A 17,049-nucleotide genomic window follows, 5' to 3' on the forward strand; every position below is an offset into this window, starting at 1 on the left:
CACTGGAACTTGATGGGTTTCTCGCCGACCCCGCACGACGGCGCGCTGCGCTACCGCGGGATCATCGAAGACTGCGCGAGTCCGGGGGGCGATCCGTCCGCTGTCCGGACAGACCTGGCCTCTTCCCGTACTCCGTTGTTGCGACGGACGATAGCAGGCCGTCAGTGCGGCATAAACACCGCCCCCCTCGTTGGGGGGACAGTCGGGCCTCGTCACTGTTGACGTCCCGAGTCGGAGGGCTTGTCGCCCTTCTTTTCCGAGGCGTCGGGGTCGACGTAGAAGGTTTTGGCCTTGAGCGCACCGCGCACCTGGAAGCCCGTCCAGATCAGGGCGCAGCCGAGCAGGGTGAAGGCGAACGCCTGCCGATTGAACAGCTCGGTGTTCTTGAAGACGGCCAGGACGATGCCGACCAGCAGGATCTGCGTGGTGTACACCAGCAGCGCCGCGGCCATCATGATGTGCGGGTTCGACCTGGTCAGCCGGTCGAGCGCGATCTGCCCGGAGCTGAAGAACGCCATCACGAGCAGCACGCCGAACAGGGCGCCGAGCAGGCCCTTCCCACCGGCGACGGCGAACGAGATCGCCATGGCGATGATCCCGGCGACCGCAGTGGGAATCGCGGCGCCTCGGAGGATCCGGGCGTCGGTGGACGGCATGTCGGCAGCTCCGGCGGCATGTCGAGTGGCGGGGGGACGGGCACAGACGGTGGTGAGTGACACCGACCGAGGCATCGCCGTCGGGCCGCCCGCTGGAACGGCGGGCCCGTCGAGGGAGACCGACAGGGACGGAAGTCATCCACCTGTCAGGTCTTTCGGCGTGTTCTCGGTACTCGTGAACGGTATCACAAACTATTTGATGAGAGCTTTACCATGAATGTGTGGCACCTGTCACACCGACGGCGCAACGAATCCACCGTACGGGTGAGGCCATTTGGCGGAACGTCAACTCCCTTGTCAACGGCGGCCGCTGGCCGGTCCGTGGTCGGCCCGCTCGGCGGAGTCCCGGCCGGCTTCACCGAGAAGTTGCTTGTCCTTCGCCGACAGTTCGGCCATCGGACCGGCCGGACGGCGGCGGTACCGCGGCGGGACGAAGGACTGCACCGCCCGCGGGGCGCGCGGCCGGAACCGCGGGGTGAGCAGCACCACCAGGCCGAGCAGGCAGAGCCCGGCGAGCGTCAGGACCACGGCGCGGCCGGTGTTGGTGACCGAGAAGGCGACCGAGCCGAAGGCGATCAGCGCGGCCCAGAAGTACATGATCAGCACGGCCCGGCTGTGCGAGTGCCCGACCTGCAGCAGCCGGTGGTGCAGGTGGCGCTTGTCCGCGGCGAACGGCGACTGGCCGGCCCAGGTGCGGCGCACGACCGCGAGCAGCAGGTCGGCCAGCGGCAGCGCGATGACCGTCAGCGGCAGCAGCAGCGGGATGTAGATCGGCACCAGGGCGTGCACGGTCGCGGTCTGCGAACCGGTCTCGTTGTTGATCAGGTCCGGGTCGACCCGGCCGGTGATGGAGATCGCGGCGACGGCGAGCATCAGGCCCAGCATCATCGAACCGGAGTCGCCCATGAAGATCCGCGCGGGGTGCATGTTGTGCGCCAGGAAGCCCAGGCACATGCCGATCAGCAGCACGCTGAACAGCACGGCGGGGGCCGCATCGGTGATCGCGTAGCCGTACCAGAGCCGGTAGCTGTACAGGAAGAACGCCATCGCGGCGATGCAGACCATGCCGCCGGCCAGGCCGTCCAGGCCGTCGATGAAGTTCACCGCGTTGACCATGACGACGACCAGGGTGACCGAGATGACCATGCCCTGGGTCGGGCTCACCGCGACCGCGCCGACGCCGGGCACCGGGAGGGTGATCACCGTGACGCCCTGCCAGACCATCACACCGGCGGCGATCATCTGACCGCCGAGCTTCACCAGCGCGTCCACGCCCCACTTGTCGTCGAGCACGCCGAGCAGCCACATGATCCCGGCGCCGGACAGCAGCGCGCGGATGTCGGTGCCCTGGTTGAACACCTTGCTCAGGTTGTCGAGTTGCGAGGCGACCAGGATGCCCGCGCAGAGCCCGCCGAACATCGCGATGCCGCCGAGCCGCGGCGTGGGCTCGCGGTGCACGTCGCGGGCGCGCACCGGCGGCATCGCGCCGGCCGCGATGGCGAACTTCCGGACCGGGCCGGTGAGCAGGTAGGTGACGGCGGCGGTGCAGAACAGCACCAGCAGATACTCACGCACCACTGGCCTCCTGCATCACTGTCGAACGGGGAGGTACCGAAGGTACTCCCCTCTCTTCCCGGGGTTCGAGGTGCGTCGCCACGGCACCCACCTTATTGAGTCGGACGCCGGGTACGTGCATCGCGGTTCGCTCTCCCGGGTAGGAGATTCCGATGCCCGTGCACCGATCCGGTTCAGACCCGGTCGGCGAAGGCCAGCGCGAGCTCCCGGACGCGCGCCGAGACCGGCGCGACCGCGCCCCCGGCGAGCACCCGCGCGATCAGCCCGGCGATCTCGGACAGCTCCGCCTCGCCCATCCCCTGGCTGGTCACCGTGCCCGTCCCGAGCCGGATCCCGGAGGTCTCGGCGGGCGGCGCGGGGTCGAAGGGCAGTGCGCACTTGCCGAGCAGCAGCCCGGCGGCCGCGCAGCGCCGCTCGGCCTCCGCGCCGGTCACGCCGAGCGGGCTCACGTCGGCCGTCACCAGGTGGGTGTCGGTACCGCCCGTCAGAGGGCGCGCACCGGCCTCTGCGAGCCCCGCGGCCAGCGCCCGCGCCCCGGACACCGTCCGCGCCGCGTACGCCCGGTAGGCGGGCGTCGAGGCCTCCGCGAGGGCAACCGCCTTGCCGGCCACCTCGTTCATCGCCGCACCGCCCTGGCTGAACGGGAACACCGCGCGGTCGATCCGCTCGGCCAGCTCCGCGGTGCACAGCAGCAGCCCGCCGCGCGGGCCGCGCAGCAGCTTGTGGGTGGCCGCCACGGTGACGTCCGCGTACGGCACCGGGGAGGGCGCCACCCCGGCCGCGACCAGGCCGGTGACCTGCGCGGCGGAGGCGATCAGGTAGGCGTCCACCTCGTCGGCGATCTCCCGGAAGGCCGCCCAGTCCGGGTGCCGCGGGTAGGAGATCGAGCCCGCCACGATCGCCTTGGGGCGGTGCTCCCGGGCCAGTTCGCGAACCTGGTCGAGGTCGATCAGCCCGTCCTCCTCGCGCACGCCGTAGCCGGTGAAGGCGAACCAGCGGCCGGAGAAGTTGGCGCGCGAGCCGCAGCTGAGGTGGCCGCCGTGCTCCAGCGACATCGCCAGCACCCCGTCACCGGGCCGCAGCAGCGCCGCGTACGCCGCCAGCATCGCCGAAGTCGCCGACCGGGGCTGGACGTTGGCGTGCGGGGCGGCGAACAGCTCGCGGGCCCGGTCGATCGCCAGCAGCTCGGCGGCGTCCGCCAGCGCGCAGCCGGTGTGGTGCCGACGGCCCGGGTAGCCCTCGGCGTACTTGTCGATCAGCGGGCCGGTGAGCGCCGCCAGGACGGCGGGGGTGGTGAGGTTCTCCCCCGCCAGCAGCTGGATCGTCTCGGCCCGCCGCTCGGCCTCCGCGGCCAGCAGGTCCGCCAGCTGCGGATCCGCCCGGTGCAGGGCCTCGGACGCCGGTGGGCGCCCCTTCGTCGCGGTCGGGCCGGTCGCGGCATCGGTGACGGTCATCGCGGGACTCCCGGGCGCTGCGGGGTGGGGGGACCTCCGGCCGGCGACGGGGGAGGTGGATCCAGCGTAGGACCGCCACCGCCGCCCGGCCCGCCGGAACGGGGCCGTTCGGCCGTCAGCGCGGCGCCGGCACGCCCGTGAGCGCGGTGACCACCGGGTCGACCGCGTGGAATATCTCCTCGCCGCAGTTGCGGAACATGCCGATCGGCGCCCCGTACGGGTCGTCCACCTCGTCCGACTCCGGAGTGGCGGCCAGCAGCCAGCCGCGCAGCGCGGCGGCGGCCCGGACCAGCGCCCGGGCCCGCTCGGTGACGTCGGCGCCGCGCCGGGGGTCGGGCAGCGTGCCCGGGTCTATCGTCCGCACCAGGCGGGTGAACTCCTTCAGCGTGAAGGTGCGCAGCCCCGCCTCGTGGCCCATCGAGATCACCTGGGCGCGGTGGTCCAGGGTCGCGGTCAGCACCAGGTCGGCCTCGACCACGTGCTCGTCCAGCAGCTCCCGGCCGGTGAAGCCGCCGCTGTCGGCGCCGTACTCGTCGAGCACGGTCGCGGCGTGGTCCTCCATCGGCGCGCCCTCGTGGCCCCAGGTGCCGGCGCTCTCGACCAGGATCCGCCCGGCCACCCGGGGGCTCAGCCGGGTGTCCAGCTCACGCCGGGTGAGCCGCTCGGCGATCGGCGAGCGGCAGATGTTCCCGGTGCAGACGAACAGGATCCGGAAGTGGTCCAGCGGCCTGGGGCCCACGCTCAGGTACGGCGCTATGCCGGGCCCGGAGTGGAGCGAGGCGGTGGGCGTCAACTGCCGGCCTCCAGGTCGGGGACGACCTCCCTCAGCTGCTCGACGCTGATCGCGCCGGCCCGCAGCAGGACCGGGACCTTGCCGGTGACGTCGACGATGGACGAGGCGGCGGAGTGGTCGGCCGACCCGCCGTCCAGGTAGACCGAGATCGCGTCGCCGAGCTGGGCCTGCGCCTCGTCGCAGGTCAGCGGGGACGCGCCGCCGATCCGGTTGGCGCTGGAGACGGCCATCGGGCCGGTGGCGTTCAGCAGCTCGATGGCGACCGGGTGCAGCGGCATCCGGACCGCGACGGTGCCGCGGGTCTCGCCGAGGTCCCAGCGCAGCGAGGGCTGGTGCCGGGCGACCAGGGTCAGCCCGCCGGGCCAGAAGGCGTCGACCAGCTCCCAGGCCTGCTCGGAGAAGTCGGTGACCAGGCCGTGCAGGGTGGTCGGCGAGCCGACCAGCACCGGCGAGGGCGTGGTGCGACCGCGGCCCCTGGCGGCCATCAGCTCGCCGACGGCCTCCGGCGAGAAGGCGTCCGCGCCGACCCCGTACAGGGTGTCGGTGGGCAGCACGACGAGTTCGCCGCGGCGGACGGCCGAGGCGGCCTCACGCAGGCCGGTGGCACGGTCCCCGGCATCGGCACAGTCGTAGCGGCGGCTCATCGGTGCGGTCCCCTTCCGGAGTGGCTCATGGCGGTCACCACGGCCGTCACAGCGCGGCCGTGCGGGCGGTGGTGCCGTGCTCGGTGGTCACGACCCCACCCTTCGGGCGGTCGTCCTGTGCTCGATGCTTCACGACCCCACCCTTCGGGCGGTCGTCCTGTGCTCGATGCTTCACGACCCCACCCTTCGGGCGGTCGTGAAGCGCGGCCGGTTGTTCAGGTCGCGGTGGTCGGCGGTGTCCGTCCAGCCGCGTTCCTCGTTGAAGATCCACGGCACCTGCCCGCCCTGCTGGTCGGCGTGCTCGATCACCACCGCGCCGCCCGGGCGCAGCAGCCGGGCGGCCACCCGCTCGATGCCGCGGATGGTGTCCAGGCCGTCCTCGCCGGAGAACAGCGACATCTGCGGGTCGTGGTCGCGGGCCTCCGGTGCGACGTACTCCCACTCGGTGAGCGGGATGTACGGCGGGTTGGAGATCACCAGGTCGAAGCGGCCGTCCCAGGAGCGGTCGTCCTCGAAGGCCTTGGTGGCGTCCCCGGCGTGCAGGGTGACCCGGGCGCGGTCCGGGCTGGCCTCGATGTTGCGCCGGGTGTACTCCAGCGCTCCCTCGTCCAGCTCGAAGGCGTGCACGGTCGAGCGCGGCAGCTCCTGGGCCAGGGCCAGGGCGATCGCGCCGGAGCCGGAGCACAGGTCCACCACCAGCGGCTCGGCGACGTCCATGTCGCGCACCGCGTCTATGGCCCACTCGACGACCGTCTCGGTCTCCGGCCGGGGCACGAACACCCCGGGGCCGACCGCCAGTTCGAGGTAGCGGAAGAACGCCCGCCCGGTGATGTGCTGCAGCGGTTCGCGCGCCTCGCGGCGCGAGACGGCCTCCCAGTAGCGGGCGTCGAAGTCGGCGTCCTTCACGGTGTGCAGCTGGCTGCGCTTGACGTTGTGGACGTGGGCGGCGAGCTCCTCCGCGTCGAAGCGCGGCGACGGCACGCCGGCCGCGGCCAGCCGCTGGGTGGCCTGGGCCACCTCGGCGAGCAGCAGGTTCATCCGTACGACCTCTTTTTCTGCGCTCCGGCTCTCGGACTGCGCGTGGGCCGGGGCGCGCCGGTCTCAGTTCTCTTGGGCCGCGGCGAGCTTGGCCGCCGCGTCCTTGTCGACGCAGGACTGGATCACCGCGGTCAGCTCGCCGTCCAGGACCTGGTCCAGGTTGTACGACTTGAACCCCGTGCGGTGGTCCGAGATGCGGTTCTCGGGGTAGTTGTACGTCCGGATCCGCTCGGAGCGGTCCACCGTGCGGACCTGGCTGCGGCGCGCGTCCGAGGCCTCGCGCTCGGCCTCCTCCTGCGCGGCGGCCAGCAGCCGCGAACGCAGGATGCGCATCGCCTGCTCCTTGTTCTGCAGCTGGCTCTTCTCGTTCTGGCAGGACGCCACGATACCGGTCGGCAGGTGGGTGATCCGGACCGCGGAGTCGGTGGTGTTGACCGACTGGCCGCCGGGGCCCGAGGAGCGGTAGACGTCGATCCGCAGGTCGTTGGCGAGGATCTCGACCTCGACCTCCTCCGCCTCGGGGGTGACCAGCACGCCCGCCGCGGAGGTGTGGATGCGGCCCTGGGACTCGGTGGCGGGGACGCGCTGCACGCGGTGCACGCCGCCCTCGTACTTCAGCCGGGCCCAGACGCCCTGGCCGGGCTGGGTGTTGCCCTTGGTCTTCACGGCCACCGAGACGTCCTTGTAGCCGCCGAGGTCGGACTCGTTGGAGTCGATGATCTCGGTCTTCCAGCCGACCCGCTCCGCGTAGCGCAGGTACATCCGGAGCAGGTCGCCGGCGAACAGCGCGGACTCCTCGCCGCCCTCACCCGCCTTGATCTCCAGGATGACGTCCTTGTCGTCGCTCGGGTCGCGCGGCACCAGCAGCAGCCGCAGCTCCTCGGTGAGCTCGTCGCGGCGCGCCTCGGAGTCCTTCACCTCGGCGATGAAGTCCGGGTCCTCGGCGGCGAGTTCGCGCGCGGCCTCGATGTCCTCGCCGGCCTGCCGCCACTGCCGGTAGACCCGGGTGATCGGGGTCAGCTCGGCGTACCGCTTGGCCAGCTTGCGGGCGTTCGCCTGGTCGGCGTGGACGGACGGATCGGCCAGCCTCGTTTCGAGGTCGGCGTGCTCGACGAGGAGCTCTTCGACTGCCTCGAACATGGGGTGGCCTTCTTCCCGGGGGATCGGAACGTGTTTGGGGGTTCGGAACGGGTGGAACTCGGAGCGGGCGGGGCCCGGAACGCGCGGGGGACGCGAACGGCGCCGGCCCCCAGCGCCCCCGACAACGAGTACGGGGGCACCGGGAACCGGCGCCGAGGGAGCGCTAGGCCTTCGCGCTGTGCTGCTTGCCGAAGCGGGCCTCGAAGCGGGCCACGCGGCCACCGGTGTCGAGGATCTTCTGCTTGCCGGTGTAGAACGGGTGGCACTGCGAGCAGACCTCGGCGCGGATCTCGCCACTGGTCTCGGTCGAGCGGGTGGTGAACTCGGCACCGCAGGTGCAGGTCACGCGGGTGACCACGTACTCGGGGTGAACGTTGGGCTTCAAGGGGTTCTCCTAGGTTTCGGGAGGGCACCGGGTCGGCGGCTGGGGCGCCGCACGTGAACCGGGACCGACGGACCAGTCTGCCAGGACCGGCCGCATCTTCCCAAACCGGGTCGCGTTCCGGGATATTCCGGGCCCGGTCAGCGCGCCGCAGTGGCCTTCGTGGTCGGCCTCCCCGCGGTCCGCGCGGACGGCGACACGGCGGCCGTGGGGGCCGTGGGGGCCGTGGGGGCCGCCTGGGCGGGGTTCTCCGGCTGGGCGGAGACGACCTCCGGCGGGAACTCCCGGTCCGCCTTGAGGGCCGCCCAGACCCGGTCGGCCTGCGGCTGCTGCTCGACCACCCGGTTCGGGTCGCCCGGGGCGGCCGCCACCGGCAGGGTCACCATGCCCAGCTGGTCCGGCCCGATCCCCTTGAGCTCCCGGACGAGCCCCACCAGGGAGTTCACCGAGCCGAGCGCGGAGTCGGTGGTGATGCTCCTGGTCACGGTGTCGCCGAGCGACCACAGCTTGACCGGGTCGGTGAACAGCCCGGCCCCACCGGCCTGCCGGAGCAGCGACTTCACCATCTGTTTCTGCAGCTCGATCCGGCCGAGGTCGCTGCCGTCGCCGACGCCGTGCCGGGTGCGGACGAAGGCCAGCGCCTGCTTCCCGTCCAGGTGGTGCTGCCCGGCCGGCAGGTCGAGCCCGCTGTCCTTGTCGTGAATGGCCACCGTGGTGGTCACGGTGGCCCCGCCCATCGCGTCCACGACCCGGGCGAAGCCGGCGAAGTCGATCTGCAGGTAGTGGTCCATCCGCAGCCCGGTGAGCTGTTCGGTGGTCTTGACCGCGCAGGCCGCGCCGCCGCTCTCGAAGGCGCTGTTGTACATCGCGCGCCTGGCCCCGGCGACGGTCCGGCCGCTCGCGTCGGTGCAATCGGGGCGGGTGACCAGGGTGTCGCGCGGTATCGAGACGAGCTGCGCGCGCGAGTGGTCCTGGTTGACGTGCAGCACCATCGCGGTGTCCGAGCGGGCGGTGTCCCCGGTGTCCCCGCCGGCCAGGTCGCCGTTCTCGCCGCTGCGCGAGTCGGAGCCCAGCACCAGGACGTTGAACGAGCCGTCGGTGGCGGCCGGCGGCCGGGCGTCGCCGAGGCGGCCGTCGATGTCGACGCTCTTGATGTTGCCGTTGAGCCTCACGTACGCGTAGACGGCGGCGCCGGCGCCGAGGACGACGAGCGCGACGAACGCACAGGCGGCCGTCCGCAGGACCGTGCGGCGGCGGCTCGGGACCCTCTTGTGCTCGGCCATACGGCCCAGAATAAATCGGACAACATGATCCAAAGCGGCCGAGTTGTCCCAACTCTGGAACAACCCGGCACGAACGCACGGAACCCCGGACCGCTCGCGCGATCCGGGGTTCCGTGCTTCGACAGCCGTCCGACTACGGTCAGTCGGCGGAGCCGGGGGTGGTCTTGGCGATCTGCATCAGGAACTCGGCGTTGCTCTTGGTCTGCTTCATCTTGTCCAGGAGCAGCTCGATCGCCTGCTGCGAGTCGAGCGCGTGCAGCACCCGGCGGAGCTTCCAGACGATGGCCAACTCCTCGGCACCCAGCAGGATCTCCTCCTTGCGGGTGCTGGAGGCGTCCACGTCGACGGCCGGGAAGATGCGCTTGTCCGAGAGCTTCCGGTCGAGCTTGAGCTCCATGTTGCCGGTGCCCTTGAACTCCTCGAAGATCACCTCGTCCATCCGCGAGCCGGTCTCGACCAGCGCGGTGGCCAGGATGGTCAGCGAGCCGCCGTTCTCGATGTTGCGCGCGGCGCCGAAGAACTTCTTCGGCGGGTAGAGCGCGGTCGAGTCGACACCACCGGACAGGATGCGGCCGGAGGCCGGCGCCGCCAGGTTGTAGGCGCGGCCCAGGCGGGTGATCGAGTCCAGCAGGATGACCACGTCGTGGCCCAGCTCCACCAGGCGCTTGGCGCGCTCGATGGCCAGCTCGGCGACGGTGGTGTGGTCCTCCGCCGGGCGGTCGAAGGTCGAGGAGATGACCTCGCCCTTCACCGACCGCTGCATGTCGGTGACCTCTTCCGGACGCTCGTCGACCAGGACGACCATCAGGTGGCACTCGGGGTTGTTGTGGGTGATCGCGTTGGCGACCGCCTGCAGCACCATCGTCTTGCCGGTCTTCGGCGGCGCGACGATCAGACCGCGCTGGCCCTTGCCGATCGGCGACACGAGGTCGATGATCCGGGTGGTCAGCACACCCGGGTCGGTCTCCAGGCGCAGCCGCTCCTGCGGGTAGAGCGGGGTGAGCTTGTTGAACTCGGGGCGGCCGCGGCCGCTCTCCGGGTCCATGCCGTTGACGGAGTCCAGGCGCACCATGGCGTTGAACTTCTCGCGGCGCTCGCCGTCGCGCGGCTGGCGCACCGCACCGGTGATGGCGTCACCCTTGCGCAGGCCGTTCTTGCGGACCTGGGCGAGCGAGACGTAGACGTCGTTCTGGCCCGGCAGGTAGCCGGAGGTGCGCACGAACGCGTAGTTGTCGAGGATGTCGAGGATGCCCGCGACCGGGATCAGGACGTCGTCCTCGCCGATCTGCGGCTCGACCGGACCGGCCTCGAAGCCGTCGCGGCCACGACGGCCCCGGCGGTCGCGGTACCGGCCGCGACGGCCGCGCCGGCCCTCGCCGAACTCGTCGTCGTCGTACCCGCCCTGCTGGACCGGCGGCTGCTGCTGGGTCTGCTGGCCCTGGCGGCCCTGCTGGTCGCCCTGGCCGGTGCCCTGCGGCTGGCCCTGCTGGCCCTGGCGGTCGGTGCGCTCGCGGCGGTTGCGCCGGTCGCGGCGCGACTCGCGCCCGTCGCCGTCCTGGCCCTCGCCGCCCTCGGCGCGCTCGGTCCGCTCGGTGCGCTCGCCGGTGTCGCGGCGCTCACGGCGCTCGCGGCGGTCCCGACGGCTCTCACGGCCGTCCTCGCGGCCCTCGAAGCCACGGGTCTCGGCCTGCTTCGACTCGGCGACCGCGACGGTGGCCTCGGCGGCGGCGTCCGCGGCCGGAGCGGCGGCGGGGGCCGTGGGGGCGCCGGCGGCCGAGGTGGCCCGGCGGCGGGTGCGCTCGGCACGGGCCGGCGCGGCGGTCTCGGCGGCGGCCTGGACCGGGATCTCGATCTGGGCCTGCGGCTCGGCGGCGGCCGGGGCCTCGGCCTCCGCCTTGGCGGCGGCGGCCTTGGTGCGGCGGGCCGGCTTCTCGGCCGGGGCCTCGGCGTCCGCCTTGGCGGCGGTGCGCTTGGCGGCCGGGGCGCCACCGGCGGCGAGCAGCGGGTCCCCGCCGCTCTTCTCCTTGATGGTCTCGATCAGCTGGCTCTTGCGCATGCGGCCGGTACCGGTGATGCCAAGGTCCGCGGCGAGCTTCTGCAGCTCGGCCAGGACCATGCCGTCCAGGCCCGCGGCGGCGCTGCGGCGGCGCCGCGCCGGGGCAGCGGGGGCCGCGTCCGACGCCTCGGCGTCCGGGCGCGCGCCCATCAGATCGGTGGAGTCGCTCACTAAGGGTCCTTCCCTGGAGCGGACGTCGGCCTGTCTGGCTCGGCGACCGGTTGTGCTGTCCTGACCGACGCTCGACTGCGTCGGTCCGAGGCGGTGATCCCTCGAATGGCGGGAGCCCGTCGAGGGAGAGCTGCGAGGTGCGGTGCTTGACGCACGGTGGTGCTGAGTGGCGTGGGCCGGTCGTGTGTCGACCTCCCCTGAGGGCGTAACCCCCACGCTGCCTGCGAATCCCGGGCCCCCGTCGCGTGACGGTGGCCCGCGCTCCGCCCGTCCTGGCCTCTAGGTGGGAGGCCGCGGGTGGGAGTCAGGTGCCGTCACGGCTTCGGGATGCGGCCGCATGTCGCGCAGGCAGGCTGCGTACGCGCTGCGGTGGGCTCCCGGAGAATCGTCGCCCCGTGCATCGCCGGGACTCCACGGCAGTGGAGTGCTGGGATCGGGACGCGGCGCACCGAGCCCCGGAGGGCACCTGGTGCAGCAATGAGGTTAACACTACCGACCCCCTCAGACATTCCCCAGCCTTGTGCTTGCCAATCGTGTCCGGCCCGGCCCGCTCGACGCGGGCCGGTGCCGGGCCCGTACGGGCTGCTCAGACGTCCAGCGGGAGCACGACGGCCCCGGTGCGGTCGACGTCCAGCCGGTGCGCGGCGAACGCCGGGTCGCCGCCGTGGCCGTGGTGCCCGGCGAAGGAGAGCACCTTGTCGGCACCCGCCTCGTCGGTCAGCGCCAGGACGGTCGGGCCGGCCCCGGAGATGACCGCGGGGACGCCCTCCGCGCGCAGCGCGCCGACCAGTGCGGCGCTGTCCGGCATGGCGGAGGCGCGGTAGTCCTGGTGCAGGCGGTCCTCGGTGGCGGCGAACAGCAGCTCGGGGCGCCTGGTCAGTGCCTCGACCAGCAGCGCGGAGCGGCCGGCGTTGACCGCGGCGTCGGCCAGCGGGACGGTCTTCGGCAGCAGGCCGCGGGCGGTCTCGGTGAGCACCTCGCCGCCCGGGACGAACACCACCGGGACGACCTGCTCGGCGGGCTCCAGGGCGACCGCCTTGGCGGACTCCTCGTCGGTCCAGGCGATGGTGAAGTTGCCCCGCAGGCACGCCGCGACGTTGTCCGGGTGGCCCTCCAGCTCGGAGGCGAGGGCGAGCAGCGCGTCGTCGTCCAGCGCGGACGGACCGCCGATGGTGACCGCGCGGGCGGCCACGATGCCGGCGCAGATGGCGGCGGAGGAGGAACCGAGGCCCCGGCCGTGCGGTATCCGGTTGGCGCAGACCACTTCGAGGCCGCGCGGCTGGCCGCCGAGCCGGTCGAAGGCGGCGCGCATCGAGCGGACCAGCAGGTGGCGCTCGTCGCGCGGCAGCGTCTCGGCGCCCTCGCCGGCGATGTCGACGGAGAGGCCGGAGTCGGCGACCCGGACGACCACGTCGTCGTACAGGCCCAGCGCGAGCCCGAAGGCGTCGAAGCCCGGGCCGAGGTTGGCGCTGGTCGCGGGAACCCGGACCCGGACGGCGGCGGCACGGAACGCAGGACCGGCCATGCGGTGGACTCTCCTGGGGAAATCGGGCGGCGCGGAGCGCGTCGTCGTTGCGAGGGTGGGGGAAAGGGCTGCGGGCCCTTTCGGGGCGGGCGGCCACAGTCGTCGGCGCGGCCCGGACGGCGCCGGGCCCGGGGCATGTGCCACACGGCCGAAGCCAGACTATCGAAGAGAGGTTCCCGAGCGGTACACCCCGTGAGCCTTCGATCTGGTGTGTTGCCGGTTCTGGCCGGAATGCACACCCCTCTCGCCGGCAAAGAGAGGGTTGGAATCGGATCGGAATGCGCAGCGGAATTGACACAAAAGTGTCAGTGGAGAACGTCGACGGGCCGACCCCCGAAAGGGTCGGCCCGTCGAGGTGTCGGGCCCTCGAAGTGCCGGGCCCGTTACCGGTCGAGCAGGCCGAGTTGCCGGGCCGCGGCCTCCGGGTCGACCGGGACGACCTGCGGCTGCGGCGCGCCGGCCACCGCCCAGTCCGGGTCCTTGAGGCCGTTGCCGGTCACGGTGCAGACGATCCGCTGGCCCGGATCGACCAGGCCGGCCTCCGCCTTGGCCAGCAGGCCGGCCACCGAGGCGGCCGAGGCGGGCTCCACGAAGACGCCCTCCTGCGAGGCCAACAGCCGGTAGGCGGACAGGATCTGACGGTCCGTCACCTTGTCGATGAGGCCGCCGGACTCGTCCCGCGCGGCGAGCGCGAAGTCCCAGGAGGCCGGGTTGCCGATCCGGATCGCGGTGGCGATGGTCTGCGGCTTGAGCACCGGAGCGCCGTCCACGATCGGGGCCGAACCGGCGGCCTGGAAGCCCCACATCCGCGGGTTGTGCGAGGAGAGGCCGTCCCCCGAGTATTCGCGGTAACCCTTCCAGTACGCGGTGATGTTGCCCGCGTTGCCGACCGGCAGGACGTGGATGTCCGGGGCGTCGCCCAGCATGTCCACGATCTCGAAGGCCGCGGTCTTCTGGCCCTCGATGCGCACCGGGTTCACCGAGTTGACCAGGGCCACCGGGTACTTCTCGGACAGTTCGCGCGCGAGGGTGAGGCAGTCGTCGAAGTTCCCGTCGACCTGCAGGATCCGGGCGCCGTGCACCAGCGCCTGGCCCATCTTGCCCAGGGCGATCTTGCCCTGCGGGACGAGCACCGCGGACACCATCCCGGCCCGCACCGCGTACGCGGCGGCGGAGGCCGAGGTGTTGCCGGTCGACGCGCAGATGACCGCCTGCGCGCCCTCCTCCTTGGCCTTGGAGATGGCCATCGTCATCCCGCGGTCCTTGAAGGAACCGGTCGGGTTGGCGCCCTCGACCTTGAGGTAGACCTCGCAGCCGGTGCGCTCGGAGAGCACCTGGGCGGGGACCAGGGGCGTGCCGCCCTCCAGCAGGGTGACCACCGGGGTGGCCGCGGTGACCGGCAGGCGGTCCCGGTACTCCTCGATCAGGCCGCGCCACTGGTGGGTGTGCGCGCCTCGGACGACGTTCTCGGCAACGGCGTTCATGGCTGTTCCTTATTCCCCTTCGACCCGCATGATGCTGGCCACGTCCCGCACGCTGTCCAGCGCGCGGAGCTTGTCGACCGTCGCCGACAGCGCGGCGTCGGTGGCACGGTGGGTGACCACGACGAGCGAGGCGTCGCCGTCGCGGCCCTGCTGGCGCACGGTGTCGATGGAGACGCCGTGCTCGGCGAAGACGGACGCCACCTGGGCGAGCACACCCGCGCGGTCGTCCACGTCCAGGCTGACGTGGTAGCGGGTGACCACCTCGTCCATCGGCTTGGCGGGCAGCTGGGTGTACACCGAGTCACCGGGACCGGTGGCGCCGGCCAGCTTGTTGCGGCAGACCGCGACCAGGTCGCCGAGCACCGCCGAGGCGGTCGGGGAGCCGCCCGCGCCCGGGCCGTAGAACATCAGCCGGCCGGCCGCCTCGGCCTCGACGAACACCGCGTTGTACGCCTCCCGGACCGAGGCCAGCGGGTGCGAGAGCGGGATCATGGCCGGGTGCACCCGGGCGGTGACGGACTCGCCGTCGGCCGCCCGCTCGCAGATCGCGAGCAGCTTGACCACGCAGCCCATCTCCTTCGCGGAGGCGATGTCGGCCGCGGTCACCTCGGTGATGCCCTCGCGGTAGACGTCCGCCGCGGTCACCTCGGTGTGGAAGGCGATGCCGGCCAGGATCGCGGCCTTGGCGGCGGCGTCGAAGCCCTCGACGTCGGCCGTCGGGTCGGCCTCGGCGTAGCCCAGCGCGGTGGCCTCCTCCAGCGCCTCCGAGTAGCCCGCGCCGGTGGTGTCCATCTTGTCGAGGATGAAGTTGGTGGTGCCGTTGACGATGCCCAGCACCCGGTTCACCTTGTCGCCCGCGAGGGACTCGCGCAGCGGGCGCAGCAGCGGGATCGCGCCCGCCACCGCGGCCTCGTAGTACAGGTCCACCCCGGCCCGGGCGGCCGCCGCGTGCAGCTCGGTGCCGTCCTTGGCGAGCAGCGCCTTGTTGGCGCTGACCACCGAGGCACCCTGCGCGAAGGCGGACAGGATCAGGGATTTGGACGGCTCGATGCCGCCCACGACCTCGACCACCACGTCGATGTCGCCCCGGCCGACCAGGGCCTCGGCGTCGGTGGTGATCAGGTGCTCGGGAACGCCCGGGCGCACCCGGCCGGCCCGGCGGACCGCGATCCCGGCCAGCTCCACCGGGGCACCGATGCGAGCGGCGAGGTCGTCGGCCGTCGTCGTCATGATGCGCGCCACCTCGGAGCCCACCACACCACAACCCAGCAACGCCACCTTCAGCGGGCGCGTACGCATCATCCGACTCCGCTCTGCATTCATCTGCTTCGGTATTTCCGGCGGTTTTCCGGGTCCGCCGGGAACTTCGGTCCGTACCAGTCTCCGGGACTTTCCGTACGGATCTACGGTCGTTCCATGATCTGAGACAAGGATTTCGTCATCCGATATCGAGACGCAGGAGATCCTCCTCCGTCTCGCGCCGGACGATCACCCGCGCCGCGCCGTCCCTGACGGCGAGCACGGGGGGCTTGAGGGCGTGGTTGTAGTTGCTCGCCATCGAGCGGCAGTAGGCGCCGGTGGCGGGCACCGCGATCAGGTCGCCCGGGGCCAGGTCGGCCGGCAGGAAGGCGTCCCGCACGACGATGTCGCCGGACTCGCAGTGCTTGCCGACCACCCTGACGAGCATCGGCTCGGCGTCGCTGGTGCGCGACACCAGGGCCACCGAGTACTCGGCGTCGTACAGTGCGGTGCGGATGTTGTCGGACATCCCGCCGTCCACGCTGACGTAGGTGCGCAGGCCCTCCAGCGGCTTGACGGTGCCGACCTCGTACAGCGTGAACGCCGTCGGGCCGACGATCGCCCGGCCCGGCTCCACGCTCAGCCGGGGGGCGTTCAGGTTCGCGGCGGCGCACTCGCGGCGGACGATGTCGGCCAGCGCGGCCGCGATCTCGGCCGGCTCGCGCGGGTCGTCGTCGCTGGTGTACGCGATGCCGAGGCCGCCGCCGAGGTCGATCTCGGGCAGCTCGACGCCGTGCTCGTCGCGGACCTGCGCCAGCAGGCCGACCACCCGGCGGGCGGCCACCTCGAAGCCGGCCGTGTCGAAGATCTGCGAGCCGATGTGCGAGTGGATGCCGCGCAGCTCCAGGCTGTCGTGGCCGAGCACCCGGCGCACCGCCTCGGCGGCCGAGCCGCCGCTGAGCGAGAGTCCGAACTTCTGGTCCTCGTGCGCGGTGGCGATGAACTCGTGGGTGTGCGCCTCGACGCCGACGGTGACCCGGATCAGCACCTGCTGGCGCACGCCCTGGCGGGCGGCGATCGCGGCGAGCCCTTCGATCTCCTGGTAGGAGTCGACCACGATGTGCCCGACCCCGGTCTTCACCGCGTGTTCCAGCTCGTCCACCGACTTGTTGTTGCCGTGCAGCGCGATCCGGGCCGGCGGCATCCCGGCGGCCAGCGCGACGGCCAACTCGCCCGCGCTGCACACGTCCAGGTTGAGGCCCTCCTCGTGCAGCCAGCGCACGACCGCCTTGGAGAGGAACGCCTTGCCGGCGTAGTAGACGTCCGCGTCGGTGCCGAAGGCGTCCCGCCAGGCGCGCGCCCGGGACCGGAAGTCCTCCTCGTCCAGCACGTACGCCGGGGTGCCGAACTCGGCCGCCAGCCGCTTGACGTCGATCCCGCCGACGGTGGCCACGCCCTCGGCGTCGCGCGCCACGGTGCACGACCAGACCTTGGGATCCAGCGCGTTCAGGTCGGCGGGCGGGGCCTGGTAGTGGCCCTCGGGCAGGACGTCACCGTGGCGGGGGCCTGCGGGGTGTGCGGAGCGACTCATGCTCTAAGTCCTTCGAGA

At 72.4% G+C, this 17,049-nt stretch carries 15 protein-coding genes; all 15 read right to left on the reverse strand.

Translation table 11 applies throughout. The annotated features are described in order from the left end of the window. Positions 1-212: 212 nt before the first annotated feature. The 15 genes from AB0Q99_RS07435 to lysA all read right to left on the reverse strand — a co-directional run bounded on the left by AB0Q99_RS07435 (position 213) and on the right by lysA (position 17,031). Positions 213-656, reverse strand: a complete 444-nt coding sequence (locus AB0Q99_RS07435; RefSeq protein ID WP_363569357.1) for a hypothetical protein — start codon at positions 654-656, stop codon at positions 213-215. A gap of 297 nt (positions 657-953) precedes the next feature. Next, positions 954-2,231: an MraY family glycosyltransferase gene (locus AB0Q99_RS07440; protein ID WP_363569358.1), complete on the reverse strand. Its 1,278-nt coding sequence runs from the start codon at positions 2,229-2,231 to the stop codon at positions 954-956. A gap of 173 nt (positions 2,232-2,404) precedes the next feature. Further along, positions 2,405-3,685, reverse strand: coding sequence for a serine hydroxymethyltransferase (locus tag AB0Q99_RS07445; RefSeq protein WP_363569359.1), 1,281 nt, complete (start codon positions 3,683-3,685; stop codon positions 2,405-2,407). A 115-nt stretch (positions 3,686-3,800) separates the two neighbouring features. Beyond that, positions 3,801-4,442, reverse strand: a complete 642-nt coding sequence (locus AB0Q99_RS07450) for a low molecular weight phosphatase family protein (protein ID WP_049658080.1) — start codon at positions 4,440-4,442, stop codon at positions 3,801-3,803. A gap of 32 nt (positions 4,443-4,474) precedes the next feature. Continuing rightward, complete coding sequence (locus AB0Q99_RS07455) at positions 4,475-5,122, reverse strand: L-threonylcarbamoyladenylate synthase (RefSeq protein WP_363569360.1); 648 nt, start codon at positions 5,120-5,122, stop codon at positions 4,475-4,477. 46 nt (positions 5,123-5,168) lie between these two features. Further along, positions 5,169-5,297: a hypothetical protein gene (locus tag AB0Q99_RS07460; RefSeq protein WP_363569361.1), complete on the reverse strand. Its 129-nt coding sequence runs from the start codon at positions 5,295-5,297 to the stop codon at positions 5,169-5,171. Beyond that, positions 5,294-6,160 carry a peptide chain release factor N(5)-glutamine methyltransferase gene (gene prmC, locus AB0Q99_RS07465; protein WP_360253989.1) on the reverse strand — a complete coding sequence of 289 codons (867 nt, stop codon included), beginning with the start codon at positions 6,158-6,160 and terminating at the stop codon, positions 5,294-5,296. Before prmC ends, AB0Q99_RS07460 begins: the two co-directional genes overlap by 4 nt. 63 nt (positions 6,161-6,223) lie before the next feature. Next, the gene (prfA, locus tag AB0Q99_RS07470) at positions 6,224-7,300 is read right to left on the reverse strand and encodes a peptide chain release factor 1 (protein ID WP_363569362.1); all 1,077 of its coding nucleotides are present in this window, start codon (positions 7,298-7,300) and stop codon (positions 6,224-6,226) included. Between the two features lie 163 nt (positions 7,301-7,463). Then, positions 7,464-7,685 (reverse strand): 50S ribosomal protein L31, encoded by a 222-nt coding sequence (rpmE, locus tag AB0Q99_RS07475; RefSeq protein ID WP_030057539.1) that lies wholly within the window; start codon positions 7,683-7,685, stop codon positions 7,464-7,466. A 137-nt stretch (positions 7,686-7,822) separates the two neighbouring features. Continuing rightward, a complete protein-coding gene (locus tag AB0Q99_RS07480; protein ID WP_363569363.1) occupies positions 7,823-8,965 on the reverse strand; it encodes an LCP family protein in 1,143 nt (380 codons plus the stop codon). A gap of 139 nt (positions 8,966-9,104) precedes the next feature. Then, positions 9,105-11,192, reverse strand: a complete 2,088-nt coding sequence (gene rho, locus AB0Q99_RS07485; RefSeq protein WP_363569364.1) for a transcription termination factor Rho — start codon at positions 11,190-11,192, stop codon at positions 9,105-9,107. Positions 11,193-11,778: 586 nt separating this feature from the next. Then, entirely contained in the window at positions 11,779-12,717 is a 939-nt protein-coding gene (gene thrB / locus AB0Q99_RS07490; RefSeq protein WP_363569365.1) for a homoserine kinase, read from the reverse strand. 383 nt (positions 12,718-13,100) lie between these two features. Next, positions 13,101-14,201, reverse strand: coding sequence for a threonine synthase (gene thrC, locus AB0Q99_RS07495; RefSeq protein WP_363569366.1), 1,101 nt, complete (start codon positions 14,199-14,201; stop codon positions 13,101-13,103). Between the two features lie 9 nt (positions 14,202-14,210). Continuing rightward, positions 14,211-15,503, reverse strand: coding sequence for a homoserine dehydrogenase (locus AB0Q99_RS07500; RefSeq protein WP_363569367.1), 1,293 nt, complete (start codon positions 15,501-15,503; stop codon positions 14,211-14,213). A 136-nt stretch (positions 15,504-15,639) separates the two neighbouring features. Beyond that, positions 15,640-17,031 (reverse strand): diaminopimelate decarboxylase, encoded by a 1,392-nt coding sequence (lysA, locus tag AB0Q99_RS07505; RefSeq protein WP_363569368.1) that lies wholly within the window; start codon positions 17,029-17,031, stop codon positions 15,640-15,642. Between the last annotated feature and the right edge of the window lie 18 nt (positions 17,032-17,049).

Source organism: Kitasatospora sp. NPDC086791, from assembly GCF_040685975.1.
In the GTDB taxonomy this organism is placed as follows: Bacteria; Actinomycetota; Actinomycetes; order Streptomycetales; family Streptomycetaceae; genus Kitasatospora.